At 70.5% G+C, this 15,985-nt stretch carries 19 protein-coding genes; 6 read left to right on the top strand and 13 right to left on the bottom strand.

All coding sequences use genetic code 11. The features are described 5' to 3' along the window. Positions 1 to 30 precede the first annotated feature (30 nt). Entirely contained in the window at positions 31 to 1,176 is a 1,146-nt protein-coding gene (locus ACFFC4_RS18375; RefSeq protein WP_375503543.1) for an acyl-CoA dehydrogenase family protein, read from the top strand. On the opposite strand, the gene nadB is transcribed toward ACFFC4_RS18375, so the two are convergent. Next, positions 1,173 to 2,660, bottom strand: a complete 1,488-nt coding sequence (gene nadB / locus ACFFC4_RS18370) for an L-aspartate oxidase (protein WP_375503541.1) — start codon at positions 2,658 to 2,660, stop codon at positions 1,173 to 1,175. The genes ACFFC4_RS18375 and nadB overlap by 4 nt on opposite strands. Then, positions 2,657 to 3,628 carry a quinolinate synthase NadA gene (gene nadA, locus ACFFC4_RS18365; RefSeq protein WP_375503539.1) on the bottom strand — a complete coding sequence of 324 codons (972 nt, stop codon included), beginning with the start codon at positions 3,626 to 3,628 and terminating at the stop codon, positions 2,657 to 2,659. The genes nadB and nadA overlap by 4 nt, the downstream gene beginning before the upstream one ends. A gap of 66 nt (positions 3,629 to 3,694) precedes the next feature. Between nadA and ACFFC4_RS18360 the strand changes: the two genes are divergently transcribed. Next, complete coding sequence (locus ACFFC4_RS18360) at positions 3,695 to 4,399, top strand: NUDIX domain-containing protein (protein ID WP_375503537.1); 705 nt, start codon at positions 3,695 to 3,697, stop codon at positions 4,397 to 4,399. Positions 4,400 to 4,408: 9 nt separating this feature from the next. Here ACFFC4_RS18360 and ACFFC4_RS18355 read toward each other — a convergent pair whose 3' ends face one another. Continuing rightward, positions 4,409 to 5,011 carry an NUDIX hydrolase gene (locus ACFFC4_RS18355; protein WP_375503535.1) on the bottom strand — a complete coding sequence of 201 codons (603 nt, stop codon included), beginning with the start codon at positions 5,009 to 5,011 and terminating at the stop codon, positions 4,409 to 4,411. Positions 5,012 to 5,034: 23 nt separating this feature from the next. Here ACFFC4_RS18355 and ACFFC4_RS18350 point away from each other — a divergent pair, with 23 nt between their 5' ends. After that, the gene (locus ACFFC4_RS18350; protein ID WP_375503533.1) at positions 5,035 to 7,491 is read left to right on the top strand and encodes an AAA family ATPase; all 2,457 of its coding nucleotides are present in this window, start codon (positions 5,035 to 5,037) and stop codon (positions 7,489 to 7,491) included. On the opposite strand, the gene ACFFC4_RS18345 is transcribed toward ACFFC4_RS18350, so the two are convergent. Together ACFFC4_RS18345 and ACFFC4_RS18340 are read right to left on the bottom strand one after the other, a co-directional pair. After that, positions 7,451 to 8,101, bottom strand: a complete 651-nt coding sequence (locus ACFFC4_RS18345) for an SGNH/GDSL hydrolase family protein (RefSeq protein WP_375503570.1) — start codon at positions 8,099 to 8,101, stop codon at positions 7,451 to 7,453. The two genes, ACFFC4_RS18350 and ACFFC4_RS18345, sit on opposite strands and share 41 nt — an antisense overlap. A gap of 55 nt (positions 8,102 to 8,156) precedes the next feature. After that, the gene (locus ACFFC4_RS18340) at positions 8,157 to 9,476 is read right to left on the bottom strand and encodes an aminotransferase class I/II-fold pyridoxal phosphate-dependent enzyme (RefSeq protein ID WP_375503531.1); all 1,320 of its coding nucleotides are present in this window, start codon (positions 9,474 to 9,476) and stop codon (positions 8,157 to 8,159) included. Positions 9,477 to 9,514: 38 nt separating this feature from the next. Here ACFFC4_RS18340 and ACFFC4_RS18335 point away from each other — a divergent pair, with 38 nt between their 5' ends. Continuing rightward, positions 9,515 to 10,177: a pyridoxamine 5'-phosphate oxidase family protein gene (locus ACFFC4_RS18335; protein ID WP_375503529.1), complete on the top strand. Its 663-nt coding sequence runs from the start codon at positions 9,515 to 9,517 to the stop codon at positions 10,175 to 10,177. Between the two features lie 3 nt (positions 10,178 to 10,180). Here ACFFC4_RS18335 and ACFFC4_RS18330 read toward each other — a convergent pair whose 3' ends face one another. The 5 genes from ACFFC4_RS18330 to ACFFC4_RS18310 are packed head-to-tail and all read right to left on the bottom strand — an operon-like array spanning position 10,181 to position 12,498. Further along, entirely contained in the window at positions 10,181 to 11,050 is an 870-nt protein-coding gene (locus ACFFC4_RS18330) for an oxidoreductase (protein WP_375503527.1), read from the bottom strand. 36 nt (positions 11,051 to 11,086) lie between these two features. Next, the gene (locus tag ACFFC4_RS18325; RefSeq protein ID WP_375503525.1) at positions 11,087 to 11,467 is read right to left on the bottom strand and encodes a hypothetical protein; all 381 of its coding nucleotides are present in this window, start codon (positions 11,465 to 11,467) and stop codon (positions 11,087 to 11,089) included. Positions 11,468 to 11,510: 43 nt separating this feature from the next. Next, entirely contained in the window at positions 11,511 to 11,780 is a 270-nt protein-coding gene (locus ACFFC4_RS18320) for a WhiB family transcriptional regulator (RefSeq protein ID WP_375503523.1), read from the bottom strand. 2 nt (positions 11,781 to 11,782) lie between these two features. Beyond that, positions 11,783 to 12,265 carry a hypothetical protein gene (locus tag ACFFC4_RS18315; protein WP_375503521.1) on the bottom strand — a complete coding sequence of 161 codons (483 nt, stop codon included), beginning with the start codon at positions 12,263 to 12,265 and terminating at the stop codon, positions 11,783 to 11,785. Further along, positions 12,262 to 12,498, bottom strand: a complete 237-nt coding sequence (locus tag ACFFC4_RS18310) for a hypothetical protein (RefSeq protein ID WP_375503519.1) — start codon at positions 12,496 to 12,498, stop codon at positions 12,262 to 12,264. Before ACFFC4_RS18310 ends, ACFFC4_RS18315 begins: the two co-directional genes overlap by 4 nt. Positions 12,499 to 12,657: 159 nt before the next feature. Between ACFFC4_RS18310 and ACFFC4_RS18305 the strand changes: the two genes are divergently transcribed. After that, positions 12,658 to 13,464, top strand: coding sequence for a DeoR/GlpR family DNA-binding transcription regulator (locus ACFFC4_RS18305; RefSeq protein ID WP_375503517.1), 807 nt, complete (start codon positions 12,658 to 12,660; stop codon positions 13,462 to 13,464). A gap of 6 nt (positions 13,465 to 13,470) precedes the next feature. Here ACFFC4_RS18305 and ACFFC4_RS18300 read toward each other — a convergent pair whose 3' ends face one another. The 3 genes from ACFFC4_RS18300 to ACFFC4_RS18290 all read right to left on the bottom strand — a co-directional run bounded on the left by ACFFC4_RS18300 (position 13,471) and on the right by ACFFC4_RS18290 (position 15,294). Beyond that, positions 13,471 to 13,761, bottom strand: coding sequence for an ANTAR domain-containing protein (locus ACFFC4_RS18300; protein ID WP_375503515.1), 291 nt, complete (start codon positions 13,759 to 13,761; stop codon positions 13,471 to 13,473). Positions 13,762 to 13,822: 61 nt separating this feature from the next. After that, positions 13,823 to 14,443: a DedA family protein gene (locus ACFFC4_RS18295; protein ID WP_375503513.1), complete on the bottom strand. Its 621-nt coding sequence runs from the start codon at positions 14,441 to 14,443 to the stop codon at positions 13,823 to 13,825. 38 nt (positions 14,444 to 14,481) lie between these two features. Continuing rightward, positions 14,482 to 15,294, bottom strand: coding sequence for a DUF1206 domain-containing protein (locus ACFFC4_RS18290; protein ID WP_375503511.1), 813 nt, complete (start codon positions 15,292 to 15,294; stop codon positions 14,482 to 14,484). A gap of 164 nt (positions 15,295 to 15,458) precedes the next feature. Here ACFFC4_RS18290 and ACFFC4_RS18285 point away from each other — a divergent pair, with 164 nt between their 5' ends. Beyond that, positions 15,459 to 15,980, top strand: a complete 522-nt coding sequence (locus ACFFC4_RS18285) for a hypothetical protein (protein WP_375503509.1) — start codon at positions 15,459 to 15,461, stop codon at positions 15,978 to 15,980. Positions 15,981 to 15,985 lie beyond the last annotated feature (5 nt).

The raw sequence follows: 15,985 nt of genomic DNA, 5'->3' as shown, positions 1-15,985 counted from the left end.
AGGCGACGCGAACGCTGAGGGAGGCGACGGGTGGACGACGAGGATTTCCGGCAGGCGTTGGCCGAGGTGAAGCGATTCGTCCGCAGCGAGGTGCTCCCGCGCGAGGCGGAGATCGACGAGAAGGACGAGATCCCCGAGGCGCTGCGCAAACAGGCCGCCGAGATGGGCCTGTTCGGCTTTGCGATCCCCGAGGAGTTCGGTGGGCTCGGGCTGACGATGCAGCAGGAAGAGGCGCTCGTCGTCGAGCTGTCCTACGCCGCACCGGCGTTCCGCTCGATGCTCGGCACGAACAACGGCCTGGCCGGCCAGATCCTGGTCATGGCCGGCAGTGACGAGCAGAAGCAGTATTGGCTGCCGCGCATCGCCTCCGGGGAGGTGATCGCCTCGTTCGGACTCACCGAGCCCGACGCCGGTTCCGACCCGTCGTCGCTGAAGACCACGGCGCGCATCGACGGCGACGAGTTCGTCCTCGACGGCACCAAGCGCTGGATCACCAACGCACCGGCTGCCCACCTGGTGATGATCTTTGCTCGGGTCATGAACGGCGACACGGATGAAGGCATCAGTGTCTTCGCCGTTCCCACCGACACCCCTGGCTTCGAGGTCGGCCCGAAGGACCACAAGATGGGCCAGGCCGGCAGTCTCACCAGCGAGATCTACCTGACCGGCGTGCGCATACCGGCCTCGACGCGGGTCGGCGGCGACCAGGGGTACCGCATCGCCATGAGTTCCGTGGCCCGCGGGCGTTTATCGGTCGCGTCCATCTGCGTCGGCATGATGCGCCGGTTGCTCGACGAGTCCACCGAGTTCGCCATCGGCCGCCGCCAGGGCGGCTCGCGCATTGCCGACTACCAGCTCGTACAGGCCATGCTCGCCGAGTCGGCCACCGAGCTCTACGCCGCCGAGTCCATGCTCAGCCGCGCGGCGAAGGCCTTCGATGACGGCACCATGCAGCGCACCGAACCGTCGATGGTCAAGTACTACGCCTCGGAGGCCGTCGGTCGGGTTGCCGACCGGGCCGTGCAAATCCACGGTGGCATGGGCTACATGCGCGGCGTAGCTGTCGAGCGCCTGTATCGAGACGCCCGGCTGTTCCGCATCTACGAGGGCACCAGCCAGATCCAGCAGCTGATCATCGGTCGCGGCGTGGTCCGTGCGGCCGAGAAGGCGAACTAGGACGCGGCCTGCAGCTCCTGCTGCACCCCGGGTCGACCGTCGGCGCCCAGGCGCACGACCACCGGCCGCAGCCACGCGGCGCTGCTCGTCGGGAAGTCCGCCCGCCAGTGGCAGCCGCGGCTCTCGGTCCGTGCTTGCGCCCCGGCCACGACCGCGCCGGCCACGGTGGCCATCGGCCCGTCGCCGAGTGCGGTTAGCTCGTCGCGCGCGGCCGCCAGACCGGCGGCGTCCCGGCGGATGCCGGCGAACGCCGTCAGCACCTCGCGGACCCGCTCGGGCTGAGCATCCGTACCAAGGAGTATGGATCGGGTCGCCTTCGCCTGGGCCGGCAGCGCGAGCGTCAGTTCGCCGGCCAGCCGGCGGCCGAAGACCAGGCCCTCCAGCAGGCTGTTCGACGCGAGCCGGTTGGCACCGTGCACGCCGGTGGCCGCCACCTCGCCGACCGCGTAGAGACCGGGGACGTCGGTGGCGCCGCGCCGATCGGTACGGATGCCGCCGCACAGGAAATGCTCGGCCGGCGCGACCGGGATCGGCTCCCGGGCAGGGTCGACGCCGATCGTTGCGCACGAGGCCAGCACGGTCGGGAACCGCCGACGCAAAGTAGCCGCGTCGATCGCCGTCGCATCGAGCCACACGTACGGCGACCCGTCGCGATGCATGGCCGCGTCGATCTCGCGCGCCACGATGTCACGTGGCGCGAGGTCCTCGAGCGGGTGCCGTCCGACCATGATGCGCCGGCCGCGGACGTCGAGCAGGTGCGCGCCCTCACCGCGCACGGCTTCGGTGACGAGCGGCAACTGGCCCGACGTAGCGCCGGTGTACAGCACGGTCGGGTGGAACTGCACGAACTCCATGTCGACGAGGGAGGCACCAGCTCGCAGCGCGAGAGCGATCCCCTCGCCGCGCACGGCTGCCGGGTTGGTGCTGGCACGGTAGGCGTTCCCGATGCCGCCGGTTGCGAGGACGACGGCCCGCGCGCGGTACTCGCCCTGCGACGTCACCGCGCCGACGACCCGGCCGGAATCGGTGAGCAGCAGACCTGTCACCCGCGCGTCGACGATCCGGACGCCGGCAGCGCGCACCGCGGCGAGCAGGCTGCGGGCGACCTCGGCGCCGGTGGCGTCGCCGCCGGCGTGCACGACGCGCGGCCGACGGTGACCGCCCTCGATGGTGCGCGACAGCTCACCGGACGCGGTGCGGTCCAACACGGCGCCCGACGCGATCAACTCGGCAACCCGGCTCGGGCCCTCCTCGACGAGCACCCGCACGGCATCCTCGTCGCAGATCCCCGCGCCCGCGACGTGCGTGTCCGCGGCGTGCTCGGCCGGGTCGTCGTCGCCGAAGGCGGTCGCGATGCCGCCCTGCGCCCAGGGCGTGCTGCCGTCACCGGCGCTGAGCACGACGACCGAACGCGTAGCCGCGAGCCCCAATGCAGTCGACAGGCCAGCAACACCAGCGCCCACCACCAGGACGTCGACGCTCATTCCCCGCCACCTGACTGACCGATCGCGATCATCCTTTCGACCGCGTTGCGCGCCTTCGCCGCGACGTCGACCGGGACCTCGACCTCGTCACGCCCTTCGCGCAGCGCTCGCAGCAGCAGGTCGGGGGTGGTCATCTTCATGTACCGGCACGACGCCTTGGGGTTCATCGGCAGGAAGGTGGTGTGCTGGTTGACCTTGCGCAGTTGGTGCAGCATGCCGATCTCGGTGGCGACGAGCGCGGTGCGCGACGTCATGCCGCGGGCGGCGTCGACCATGCCGCCGGTGGACAGGATCTGGGTGCGGCCCATCGGCAGCTCGCCCTCACCGGCCAGCCAGATCGCCGAGTTGGCGCAGCCGCACTCGGGGTGCACGAGCAGCTCGGCATCCGGGTGCGCGGCGACCTGCGCCCGCACGTCGGTGGGGCTGATACCGGCGTGCACGTGGCACTCCCCCAGCCACACCTGGATGTTGTCGCGCCCGGTCTGGCGGCGCACGTGTGCGCCCAGGAACTGGTCGGGCAGGAACAGCACCTCCTGCTCGCGCGGGATCGACTCGACGACCTCGACCGCGTTGGACGACGTGCAGCAGATGTCGGACTCGGCCTTCACCGCGGCCGAGGTGTTGACGTAGGCGACGACGGCCGCGCCCGGGTGCTCGGCCTTCCAGGCCCGCAGCTGCTCGACGTCGATCGTGTCGGCCAGCGAGCAACCGGCCAGCTCGGTAGGGACCAGCACCGTCTTGCCCGGGCTGAGGATCTTGGCGGTCTCGGCCATGAAGTGCACCCCGCAGAACACGATCGTGCTGGCGTCGGTCTGCGCTGCGATCCGCGAGAGCGCCAACGAGTCCCCGACATGATCGGCGACGTCCTGGATCTCCGGCGTCATGTAATTGTGCGCGAGAACTACGGCGTCGCGCTCACGCGCAAGGCGGTGCACCTCGTCCTGCCACGTCGCCACGGTCTGGGTCATGACGGCCTCCCTCTCGGAGGTTTTCGCCTGTCGGGCGATTACTGGCCCGACGATAGCATCACCGTCGTGGCAACGGGCGCGCGGAGTGATGCGGTAGACCTCCGCTGCTACCCGCACGAGGTGCTGGCGGTCGTGCTGTCGGTGCGCGACGGGCGGTTATGCGTACTGCTCTGGAAGCGCGCGCGGGCGCCGTTCCGCGGCCGTTGGGCCCTACCGGGCGGCGGCGTCGAGCCCGACGAGCGGCTGCGTGAGGCGATCGCTCGGCACCTCGCCGTCAAGGTAGACGTCCGGGAGCTGGCCCACCGCGAACAGCTCGCCACCCATAGTGCCGTTGACCGAGACCCGCGCAGCCGCGTCCTGGCCACCGCCTACCTGGGCCTCGTACCCGCTGACATCGACCCCGCCCTGCCCGGCGACACCGCATGGCAAGCGGTCGACGACCTCCCGGCACTGGCCTTCGACCACGGCTTCTTCGTCGGTGCCGCGGTCGAGCGGCTGCGGGCGAAGCTGTCGTACACCAACATCGGCTTCGCCCTGGCGCCGCGCGCGTTCCCCATCTCGGAGTTGCGCGACATCGTCAGCGCCGCCCTGGGTTACGAGGTGGGCGCCACCAACCTCACCCGCGTGCTCACCCGTCGGCAGATGATCGAATCGACGCGCCGCACCGCACCGTCGGGCCAGGCCGGCGGTCGCCCGGCGACGCTGTACCGCTTCGCCACTCGGCAGCTAACGGTCACCGATCCGTTCGCGGTGCTGAAACCACCGCACTGACCGGCCACGTCACCGCCAGGCGAAGACCGGCTGCTCGTAGTGCGCTACGCGGGTGTGCAGACCACGAACGACGACCTGGCAGAACTGGTAGACGATGGCCGCGGACGGTGCGTACACGTGCCCGCCGAGCAGCGGGAGCCGAATGACCGGCCGGTCCGACTCGGGAATGGTGATGAAGCCCGGTTCGACGTCGAAGTCGTTCACCGGAATCCGGTACACCTCTGCCACCTCGGTCTCCGCGCCGGCCAGCCTCGCGGGCACCGCGTCGGCCCACGTCACCACCGGGGTCATCACGTATCCCGAGCGGGTGACGTAGTCGTCGAGCAGCCCGAGCACCGCGTCCGCGCCCAGCGTCAGGCCGGTCTCCTCGAGCAGCTCGCGGCGTGCCGCATCCTCGACCGACTCCCCCGGGTCGCGCCGCCCACCCGGCAGCGCCCACTGGCCCGCGTGTGCGCGCAACCGGGGCGCCCGTCGGGTGATCAGCAGGGCCGGCCCCGGCACGACGCACAGTGCCACCGACGCCGCGCGCAGGTCCGGACGCGGCGCGGCGATGCGCTCGAAGCCGGCCAGGTGCGTGACAGCCACGTCTCGCGTCAAGCCGCCCTCGTGCACGCGTCCACATTAGGGTCGGCGACGTGCACGACGACGGCGTCATCCGGGTGCGCGGTGCCAACGTCCACAACCTGCGCGATGTCGACGTCGACCTGCCGCGCGATGCATTCGTCGTGGTCACGGGCGTCTCGGGGTCGGGCAAGTCTTCGCTGGCGTTCGGCACGATCTACGCCGAGGCGCAGTTGCGCTACCTCGAGTCGGTGGCGCCGTACGCGCGCCGGCTCATCCACCAGGCCGGCGCCGCACACGTCCGCGACATCGACGGCCTCCCGCCGGTGGTCGCCCTGCAGCAGTCGCACGCAACACCGGGCTCGCGCTCGACGGTCGGCACGCTGACCACGGTGTCGAATTCGCTGCGCATGCTGCTCTCGCGCGCCGGCGCCTATCCGGCCGGCGCACCGCGACTGGACTCCGACGCCTTCTCCCCGAACACCCCGGCCGGCGCCTGCCCGCGCTGCTCGGGCCTGGGCCGCCTCCATGACGTGAGTGAGAGCTCGTTGGTGCCCGACCCGTCGCTGTCGATCCGCGAACACGCCATTGCAGCATGGCCCGGTGCGTGGCAGGGCAAGAACTACCGCGAGATCCTGGCCACGCTCGGCTACGACGTCGACCGGCCGTGGCGTGAGCTCGCGCAGGCCGACCGCGACTGGATCCTGTTCACCGATGAGCAGCCCGTGGTCACCGTGCACGCGGAGCGCGAGGCACATCGCATTCAGCGCCCGTACCAAGGCACCTACCAGAGCGCGCGACGTTACGTGCTGCACACGTTGGCCGACACCCAGAGCTCGACGTTGCGCCGCCGGGTGCTGGGGTTCGTCGAGGTCAGCGCGTGCCCGCTGTGCGACGGGTCGGGATTGCGGGCCGACGCCCTCGCTGTGCGCTTCGCCGCCCGATCGATGCCCGAGCTCGCTGCGCTGCCGGTCACCGACCTGCGCTCAGTGCTCCGGGACCAGCTCGACAGCGACGTGGCCGCAGCGGTCGTGCCCGACGTCCTTGCCCGCATCGACGTGCTCGTCGAACTGGGCCTAGGTTACCTGTCGATCGCCCGGCCGGCCCAGACGCTGTCGTCCGGCGAGCTGCAGCGCTTACGGCTGGCCACGGCTTTGCGGTCGCGGCTGTTCGGGGTGGTCTATGTGCTGGACGAGCCGTCCGCCGGGCTGCACCCCGCCGACACGGCGGCCCTGCGAACGGTGCTCGACCGGCTGCGCGCCGCGGGCAACTCGCTCGTCGTCGTCGAGCATGATCTCGACCTGGTGCGCGCCGCCGAGTGGCTCGTCGACATCGGTCCTGGCGCCGGTTCCGGCGGCGGCCGCCTGGTCTACAGCGGCCCGGTCAACGGATTGCGCGAGGTCGCCGAGTCGGTCACCCGCCCGTACCTGTTCGCTGCACCCGCCGGCCCGCAGCACCAGCCGCGTTCCCCCACCGGCGTCCTCGGGTTGCGCGGCATCGAGCGGCACAACCTGCGCAACCTCGACGTCGACATACCTTTAGGTATTCTGACGGTCCTGACCGGTGTCTCCGGCTCAGGCAAGTCGACTTTGCTGGCCGTGCTCGCCGACGCGCTCCGCGAAGCGCTAGGCACCGACACCGCCCCTGAGGAGGGCGACGATGACCTGCTGGCCCCAACCGGCGGCGTCAACCACGTCATCGGTACGGCCGGTGTGCGCCGCCTCGTCCAGGTCGATCAGCGGCCAATCGGGCGGACGCCCCGCTCGAACCTCGCCACCTACACCGGGCTGTTCGACGGCGTCCGCAAACTGTTCGCCGCCACCGACGAGGCCCGACGGCGCGGCTACGGCGTGGGCCGGTTCTCGTTCAACGTGGTCGGCGGGCGGTGCGAGACCTGCCAGGGCGAGGGCTTCGTCGCGGTGGAGCTGTTGTTCCTGCCCGGCACCTACAGCCCGTGCCCGACCTGTCGCGGCGCCCGCTACCGACCCGAGACACTCGAGGTGATGTGGCGTGAGCACTCGGTGGCCGACGTCCTGGCCCTAACCGTCGATGCGGCCGTCGACGTCTTCGCCGACCAGCCGGGAATCGCGCGGAGCCTGATCACCCTGCGCGACATCGGCCTGGGTTACCTAACGCTCGGGCAGCCGGCGACCGAGCTGTCCGGCGGCGAGGCTCAACGCATCAAGCTGGCGAGCGAGCTGCAACGCCGGCAGCGCGCGGGCACGCTCTACCTGCTCGACGAGCCGACCACCGGCCTGCACCCCGCCGACACAGACCGGCTCATGACTCAGCTGCGGGCACTGGCCGACACCGGCGCCACCGTGGTGATCGTCGAGCACGACATGGACGTTGCCGCACGGGCCGACCACGTGATCGACCTGGGGCCGGGCGGCGGATCAGCGGGCGGGCGCGTGGTGGCAGCCGGGCCGCCGGCGTCCATCGCCGCCGACGCCACCAGCGTGACCGCGCCCTACCTCGCCGCGCGACTCACTACGCCGGGGACCGCAGCTCGACGAGGTCCGGCCGCTTGACGGCGACGTGGTCACCGCTGGACTGGTGCCGCACCCGCCGGCCGACCCACGGCAGCAGGTGCTCGCGAGCCCAGTGCAGGTCCTCACGACGCGAGCCCGCGGACGTCATCGTCGAGTACACCTCCTCCGGATTGCCGGACGGAATGCCGACGACGGACGCGACCAGACGGGCGACCCGCTCGTGCCCCTCGGCGGACAGGTGCAACCGGTCGTCGCTGAACGACCGGCGGTCGCGCAACGAGTCCAAGGACCAGAGGTCGACGAGGTGGCACCGACGTCGAAGCCGGGTGAACACGAGCACCCGGCTGCCGGCCGCGCGCAGCTGCCGGACGGCCTGCTCGTAAGGGGCCGCGACCTCGTCAGGGTCGCGGCCGACCCGCAGGATGTCGTTGCCGCCAGCCGAGAAACCCACCAGGTCGGCGCGCGCGGCGAACGCGACCGGCAACCGCTCGTCCACGATCTGCTGCAGCAGCCGCCCGCGGATTGCGAGGTTGCCGTAACGCGTGCCCGGGCGGGCCTCGTCGAGCAACCCGGCGAAGCGATCGGCCCAGCCGCGCATCGACCCATCGGCACGCGCGTCGTTCAGACCCTCGGTGAAGCTGTCACCCAGTGCAAGGAAACGTCACGGAACAAGTTCGTTAGCCACGCTAACCATTATGCGCCGGTCAGGTTGTCCAGCGAGCCGCCGTCCTGGTGAGCAGGACGGCGATCGCGTCGGCGAGCGGCTCGATGTCGCGGCGGGGGTCGAGGTCGCCGACGGTGACCCGCACGCCCGGCCCCGACGTCTGCCGGAACCGCGCACCCGGAGCCACTGCCCAGCCGGCGCGCAGCAACCCGGCCACGACGGCCGTCTCGTCGGGTACCGGAACCCACACGTTCAATCCGGTGGCGCCCACCGCCGGGACGTCGCGCTCGGCCAGCGCCTCGAGGAGCGCGGTCCGTCGCTCGTCGTAGGCCGCGCCGGCCCGCGCTACGACGTCGGCCGCCCGCGGGTTGCAGAGCATTGCCAGCGTCAGCTGCTGCAGCAGGCCACTGACCCAACCGGTACTGATGCGCATGCGGCCCTCGACGCTGGCAAGCGTTGCCTCGTCCGCAGCCAGCAGCGACACCCGCAGATCGGGACCGTATGGCTTGGACACCGAGCGGACGAACGCCCAGGATTGCGTCGCCGCGGCGAGGGTGGCCAGCGGGACCGCAGCCAGTTCACCGGCGTGGTCGTCTTCGACTACGAGCGCGTCCGTACCAGAAAGTATGCGCCGCAGCGCCGCAGCGCGTGGCGCGGTGAGGTAGGCGCCGGTGGGGTTCTGTGCGCGGTTGGTGACGACGAGGGCACGCGCCCCGGCGAGCAGTGCGCGCCGTACGCCGGCCGGCGTCGGGCCCTGTGCGTCGACCGGCAGCGGGTGCACGCGCAGGCCCAGCGCGCCGGCAAGGTCCAGGGTGTTGGGCCAACCAGGGTCCTCGAGCCCGATCACGTCACCTGGTCGCAGGTGAATCGACAGCACCCGGGCGATCCCGTCCAACCCTCCCCCGGCCACCGTCACGTGCCCTGCCGGCACGCCGTCGTCCGCCAGCCGCTGGCGCGCCACCGCGAGCAAATCCGGCAGGACCGGGGTGACAGGCGCTGCGGCGGTCCCGCTGATCGCGCCGCGCACCGGAACGAGCGAGGGCAGTAAATGGGCAGTCGGCTGACCGGAGGCGAGGTCACGAACGCCGGGCGGCACGGGCCAGGCCTGCGAACGCGCTGTCAGAGGCGGCCGAGAACGCACCCGGGTGCCTCCGCGACCCGACGTCTCGACCACGCCGCGGTCGCGTAACGAGCGGTACGCAGCGGCCACGGTGCCGGGCGCGAGACCCAGGTCTTGAGCGAGAGCGCGCACACTGGGCAATGCGGCACCGGCCGACAGTCGGCCCGTGCGCACCGCAGCCTCGACCGAATCGGTTATCGCCTTCGCGCTGTTACCGGTTGGCTTGTATTGTACTGGCATCAACGCGAAACTGTACCAGTACAAATTGAGGCAACCCCGTGACGCAGAGCTACCCGACCACCGTCCGCACGGCCGGCACCCGGCACCGCGAGCGGTTGGCCTACGACCGCAACGCCGTGCACGCAGTGCTCGACGAAGCGGTCCACTGCCACGTCGGCTTCGTGGTGGACGGCGAACCGGTCGTGCTGCCCCAGCTGCACGCGCGCGTCGGCGACGACCTCTACCTGCACGGTTCCACCGGAGCCCGCGCGCTGCGGGCCGCGCGCGACGGCGGCCTGCCGGTCTGCGTCACGGTGACCCTCGTCGACGGTCTCGTCCTGGCCCGGTCGGCGTTCCACCACTCGATCAACTACCGGGCCGTAGTCGTGCACGGGCGGGCCGAGGAGGTCACCGATCCCGAGGTCAAGCAGGCCGCGCTGCAGGCTCTTGTCGAAGGGATCGTGCCTGGCCGTTCGGCAGAGGTGCGCGGGCCGACCTCGAAGGAACTTGCCGCCACAACGGTGTTGCGCCTGGCCCTCGTCGAGGCCTCGATCAAGGTCCGCACCGGTCCGCCGGTGGACGACGACGCGGACCTCACCCTGCCGTACTGGGCGGGTGTCCTGCCGTTGTCGCCACCGAAGGCAGGCACGCCGCAACCAGCACCCGACCTGTCCGCGGGGATAGCGGCGCCGGCGCACGTCACCGCCTGGACGCGCGGCTGAGCCTCAGCCGGCGATGCCGTTCAGCTCGTCCAACGCGTCGGCGGGCAGGTCTAGAGCGGCCGCGGCCACGTTCTCTCGCAGGTGCTCGGGTGACGACGTTCCCGGGATGACGAGTAACGCCGGGGAGCGCTGCAGCAGCCACGCGAGAGCCACCTGCTGGTCCGAGGCGCCGAGCCGGGCAGCGACTGCCGACAGCGTGCTCGACTGCAGCGGGGTGAAGCCGCCGAGTGGGAAGTACGGCACAAACGCAATGCCCTGTTCGGCCAGCGAGTCGATGAGCGCGTCGTCGTCGCGGTGCGCCACGTTGTAGTTGTTCTGCACGCAGACGACCGGGGCGATGGTCTGCGCTTCGGCGACCTGCTCAGCGGTCACGTTGCTGACCCCGAGGTGTTTGATCAACCCCTCCTGCTGCATCTCGGCCAACGCACCGAACGGCTCGGCCAGCGAGCCGGGCAGCGGCGAGTCAACCCCGCCGATCCGCAGGTTCACCACGTCAAGAGCGTCGAGGCCGAGGTTCTCGAGGTTCTCGTGCACGGCCGTCCGCAGATCCTCGGGCGAGCGACGCTGTGGCCAACCACCCTTGGCGTCGCGCCGGGCGCCGACCTTGGTGACGATATGGAGGTCGTCAGGGTACGGGTGCAGGGCTTCCTTGATGATCTGGTTCGTGATGTGCGGGCCGTAGAAGTCGCTCGTGTCGATGTGCGTGATGCCCAGCTCGACGACCTCGCGCAGCACGGCGACGGAGCGGTCGTGGTCCTTAGGTGGCCCGAATACCCCGGGACCGGCCAGCTGCATCGCACCGTAACCCATGCGGGTCAGGGTGAGGCCGTCGGCGGGGGTGAAGGCCCCAGCGGCGGTGACGGATGACGTCATGTGAATCCTCTCCTCGGTTCTGTTGGCCACAAGCCGTCAGGAGGCACCGTGTTCCCCACCTCGATCGTCACCGACGACGCAACCGGCGTCGACGGCGCAGTCGGCCGGCTCGACACCGCGGTGCCGGGCCAGGGCGCGGGCGGCAGCGGCGCGCCGGGCCGCTCGCCCGCCGGCACTCGACGCTTCCCACCATGGCTCGCCACGCTCCCCCAGGGCGACCTTGGCGTCCTGGACGCGCGGGCGGGCGGACTCCGGGTCGGTACGCACAGCCCGGCGCGCTGCCATCAGCTCGGCAACGAGCTCGATACGCAGGTCCTCGGGCAGCGCCGGGTCGCTGGCGCGCCAACGGCGACCCGCTATGACGATGTAGCGCCCGTCGGCGGTGCGATCGATCCCGTCAATCTTTCCAGTGTCCACGTCATCTTTCATTCCCGCCCCGACAACCGCCCACTAAAGCGGCTCAGCCGGTGGCGACACGCTGACCGGTGGTCGAACGGCCGCGGCGCAGCGCACGCCGCTCCTGCTCATCGAGGCCACCCCAGATACCGGGTAAGCCCTGCTCGATCGCGACGTCCGCGCACCGTTGCGCGACCGGGCACTGCCGGCAGATGACCCGCGCCCGCTCGGCCAACCGCGCGGCGTGCGCGCCGCGGCCGACGGGAAAGAAGATGTCGGTGTCCAGTCCGTTGCAGGCCGCCCTCTCGGGCCAATCCCGCCATTGCGGTGTCATCTCTAACTCCTCGATCCTGAGCGCCGGCGCAACCCGGCAACCACCACCACACCGGCGACCGCGCCGCCGCCGACCGCACCCGCGGCAGCCAGCGCCACGCGACGCTGCACCACCTGGGAATGACGCACCACCGTGCCGATCACCCGCATCGACGTCGACCCGAGCTGCACCCGGTCACTGCTCAACAACAGGCGGCCAAGCACCGAATGGCAGCCGCGACCGAGCTCGAGTACGTCGCCGCTGTCGTCGACCACATTCGCGGTCAGCCCCAGCGCATCGAGCAATGTGGCGGCCTCAGCAAGCGCACTACGCAACGGACCGCGGCCCCCGGGTAGGGAGTCGAGGGCTCGAGCGACGAGCCGCCCTGCGTCGCTCGTCGACAACGTGAGCTGCCGGCCGTTGGCGATGAGCCGGGCCGGGACGCCGTCGACCTCGAGCTGCAGGTCGGAGTCGACCTGCAGCTCGCCGATCGGGATGGCAATCACGCCGCGCTTGCGCCCTCACTGGTCGTGATGCGCAGCGTGCCGTTCAGTTTCCAGGTGGCACGCGGCGAATCGGAGCCGGTCTCGCGAGGGACCTCCACCGTCATGTCGACGAACTCGTAGTTGATGGCGGCCCCCTTACCGGTCAGGTAGGCCCACATCTCCTTGCCGAGATCAGCGAAGCTGGTCCGGTCGTGAGCTTGGATGTCGCGCGTTCCGGTGGCCTCGTCAGCCATGAGGTGTCCTCTCGTGTCGCCTGTGGCGACGTTCGGTTGCTTCGATGGCCTACCCTCAGGTGCAGTCAGTTTCACGCAACTTTGAGCATCTGTGCGCAGTTCCGCGCAACAGCGGGTGTCGTGATCTCGATGTCATCGGAATGGGTCAGGCTGTCAGTGATGCTCGTTCCCGATCGCCACCGTGCCCTGCTCGACGTGCTACGCCGCAGCGGCTCGGCGCAGGTCGAGCACCTGGCGCATTCCGTCGGCGTCAGCGCCTCGACCGTGCGGCGCGATCTCGCCGTGCTCGAGTCCGAGGGTCTGCTGCGACGGGCTCGGGGCGGCGCGTACGTAGCGCCCGCAGCGGCTGCAGTGGCGCCAGTGGCGCCGGCGGCGGCAGTGGCGGCAGTGGCGCCGTCGACACTGTCGTCGATATTGCCGTCCAGCGGCGGTCACGAGGTGAAGGCCCGGCTCGGTCGACGCGCAGCCGAGTTCGTCGAGGACGGCATGACGGTGCTGATCCTGGGCGGCAGCAGCACCGAGGCGATGTTGCCCTACCTCACCGGCCGCACGCTCTCGGTCGTCACCAATGGGCTCGACGTTGCGACCGCGTTGGCGCCGCACCCGCAGATCACCCTGGTCCTGCTGGGCGGCGTCCTGCATCGCCAGCAGATGACCCTGCTCGGTCCGATGACGGCGCAGAACATGGCCGACCTGCATGTGGACGTGTTGTTCGCCGGCGCCTACGGGATCCATCCCGACATCGGGGTCACGGGCGTCAAGGTGACCCAGGCCGGCTACCACCATTCGATGCTGCGACACACCGAGTCGCTGGTGGTGTTGGCAACGGGCGAGAAATTCGGCCGGCAGGGGCCGACGCTGCTTGCCCGAACAGAGCAAGTCAACACCTTCATCACCGACGACACCGCGCCGCAGGATGTCCTGGACGCGGTGCGGGCCCAGGGGCCCGCGGTCATCGTCTGCTGACGCGGGTCAGCCGATGGTGCCCGTGCGAAGGACGTCCTCGGCGACGAGGCGCAGCTTGCGATTCTGGTTCTGGCTGGCCCGGCTCAGCGCCGCGAATGCCTGGTCGTCGGTGAGGTTGCGGGTGCCCATCAGCACGCCGACGGCTGCGCCGATGCGTCGGGCGCTGACCAGCGCTGAGCGCAGGTTTTCCAGTTCGGCCTCGGCCACCTTCAACGTGCCCTGACACTCGACGAGCAGATCGCGCTCGGACACGAAATCGGCGACTGCCTGGTCAGCGTCGCGGGTCTCGGAAGTCATGGACCGCACGATATCCGGTGAGTTGGACCAGGTGAAGACGTCCTGCGCACCAGCCGCAGGGTCACTTGGCAGAACGGGCGGCCCGACGTTCCAGCACTCGCCGGACGCCTTCGATTGCCGCGGCGCCGACGAGCGCCAGGGCGAACGCGAGCAGTAGCGCCTTCCACGTCTCGTCCTCGAACGCCGCGCCGCCGATGCGCCCGATCAGTGCGTTGTAGACCGACCAGACCGCCGCGCCGATCAGGTCGGCCAGCACGAAGCGCTTCAGGTCGTACCCGGTGGTGCCGGCGACGAACGTCGTCGCCGTTCGGCCGCCCGGGACGAAGCGGGCGACGACGATGATCGAGCCGCCGCGCTTGTCGAGTTGTCCTTCGGCCCAGTGCAGGGTCTTCTGGGCCCGGGCGCCGGAGAACACCGTCCGTCGGGCCCAGGGCCCGGCCCACCGTCCGAGCAGGTAGACCGCGGTGTCGCCGACGAATGCGCCAATGAGCGCGGCGACGATGACGATGGTCAGCGACAGCCCCGTATTCGACGACAGCACTCCGCCGGTGACCACGGCCGTCTCTCCGGGCAGGATCGGCAGCACCGCGTCGCCGGCAACGATGCCGGTGATGAGCGGGTAGGTCCACGGCGAGTCGGACAGTGTCGAGGTCACCTGGTCGAAGATGCCGAGAACACTCATGTTTGCCCTCCCGGCCGGTTGCCCTCAGCCTATGGGTCTCAGGTCCGTCGCCACACTGCCTCGCACAGCGCGAAGACCGCGAACGAGGCGAAGCCCGCCGCGGCGAGCAGGAGAAGTAGCGACCCGTAAGGCTGGCGCGCCAGGACGTCAAGGGCGGCGTCGATGCCACCCGCCTTGCGCGGTTCGGCGGTGATCGCCGCGTCGATCACCAGGACACCCGCGAGGACGAACACCGCGCCCCGGCCCAGGCCACCGATGCTCCCGCTCCACGTGGTCAGCCGCTGCCCCCATCGCGGCATGTCGTCGAAGTCGAAATGACCCATGAAGGTCCGCCGAACGCCCTGGACCAGGAAGAACCCGCCAAGGCAGATGACGACGGCGCCGATGACACCGACCACGACCTGACCCGGCACGCCGCCCAACACCTGAGCCGACAACCCCCGGTAACGCCTACCCTGTTGCGCCGAGCGGTCGTCGCCGAAGGCCACCGAGAGCGCGGCATAGCCGAACGGTAGGTACGCGACCCCTTCGACGGCCGCCTGGACTCGGGACAGGCGCGACTGATCGGGATCGGCCGTGCCCAGCCACGCCTCCGACCCGCGCCACAGCGAGTAGCACACCACTGCGATGGCGAGCGCGATCAACACCACCACGCCCACAGCTGATCGGCCCAGCACCTGCAGGCTGCTGCTCTGGTCGGTGTCGCGGCCGGCGGCACTGCGTCCGCGCACGGCGATCTGCACCACGAGCACGGCCAGCAAGCCGTACACCAGCGCCCGGGAGCCGAGCCCGATGCGCGCCGCGGTGCGCGCCCACGGGGTGTCCTTGGCGTGCTGCGCCTGCTCAGTCACCGGCTCCCTGAGCGGTGCATCATCACGGCTCGCCGCCGGCGAGCTGGGCATGGCCTCATCGTTGCCCATGCCGGTCGGCAGCTAACGGACGTGAGCTGGTGACCCGCCTCGCTCGGCGTTTGGTCGGACCCGACGACGGGTATCCGCGCTGCAGGAGGTTCCACATGACAATCAAGACCCCACCCCGGTCCGCCCTGCGCATTCCCTACCTCGCCGTCCGCACGCCCCTCGGTCTGCTGGACGAGCAGGTTGTGGTGCGGGTGTTCGGCGTCGACTCAACCGCGCACCGGTCCCTGCTGCGCGGCTTACAAACCCTGGACGCTCTGGCTGCGTCCGCGTTTGCGACCACTTCGGGCGCGTCTGCGCCGCCCGAGGCCGACGCGCAGACGGACACCCTCGCCGAGGACACCGAGGATGGTGACACCGCCGCTGATGACACCGCAGCTGATGACACCGCAGCGGAAGCCGACATCATCACCGACGTCCAACCCGTCGAACGCGATGGCGGCGAGCAACCGATCGAGCCTGCCGAGCAGGAGGAGATCGAGCAGCTCGCCGAGACCTTCTTGGCCGAGGACGACCTTGCGCCGCGGTCCGGCGAGTTGGCCGAGAACGACGAGCTGCGTCGCGTCCAAGCCGAGATCCGCGCCAAGCAAGCAATCGAGACCCAGCACGGTCAGCTCTAGACTCG

It is taken from the genome of uncultured Jatrophihabitans sp. (assembly GCF_964244045.1).
Taxonomy (GTDB): domain Bacteria; phylum Actinomycetota; class Actinomycetes; order Mycobacteriales; family Jatrophihabitantaceae; genus Jatrophihabitans.
This window is presented reverse-complemented; position numbering and strand designations above follow the sequence as displayed.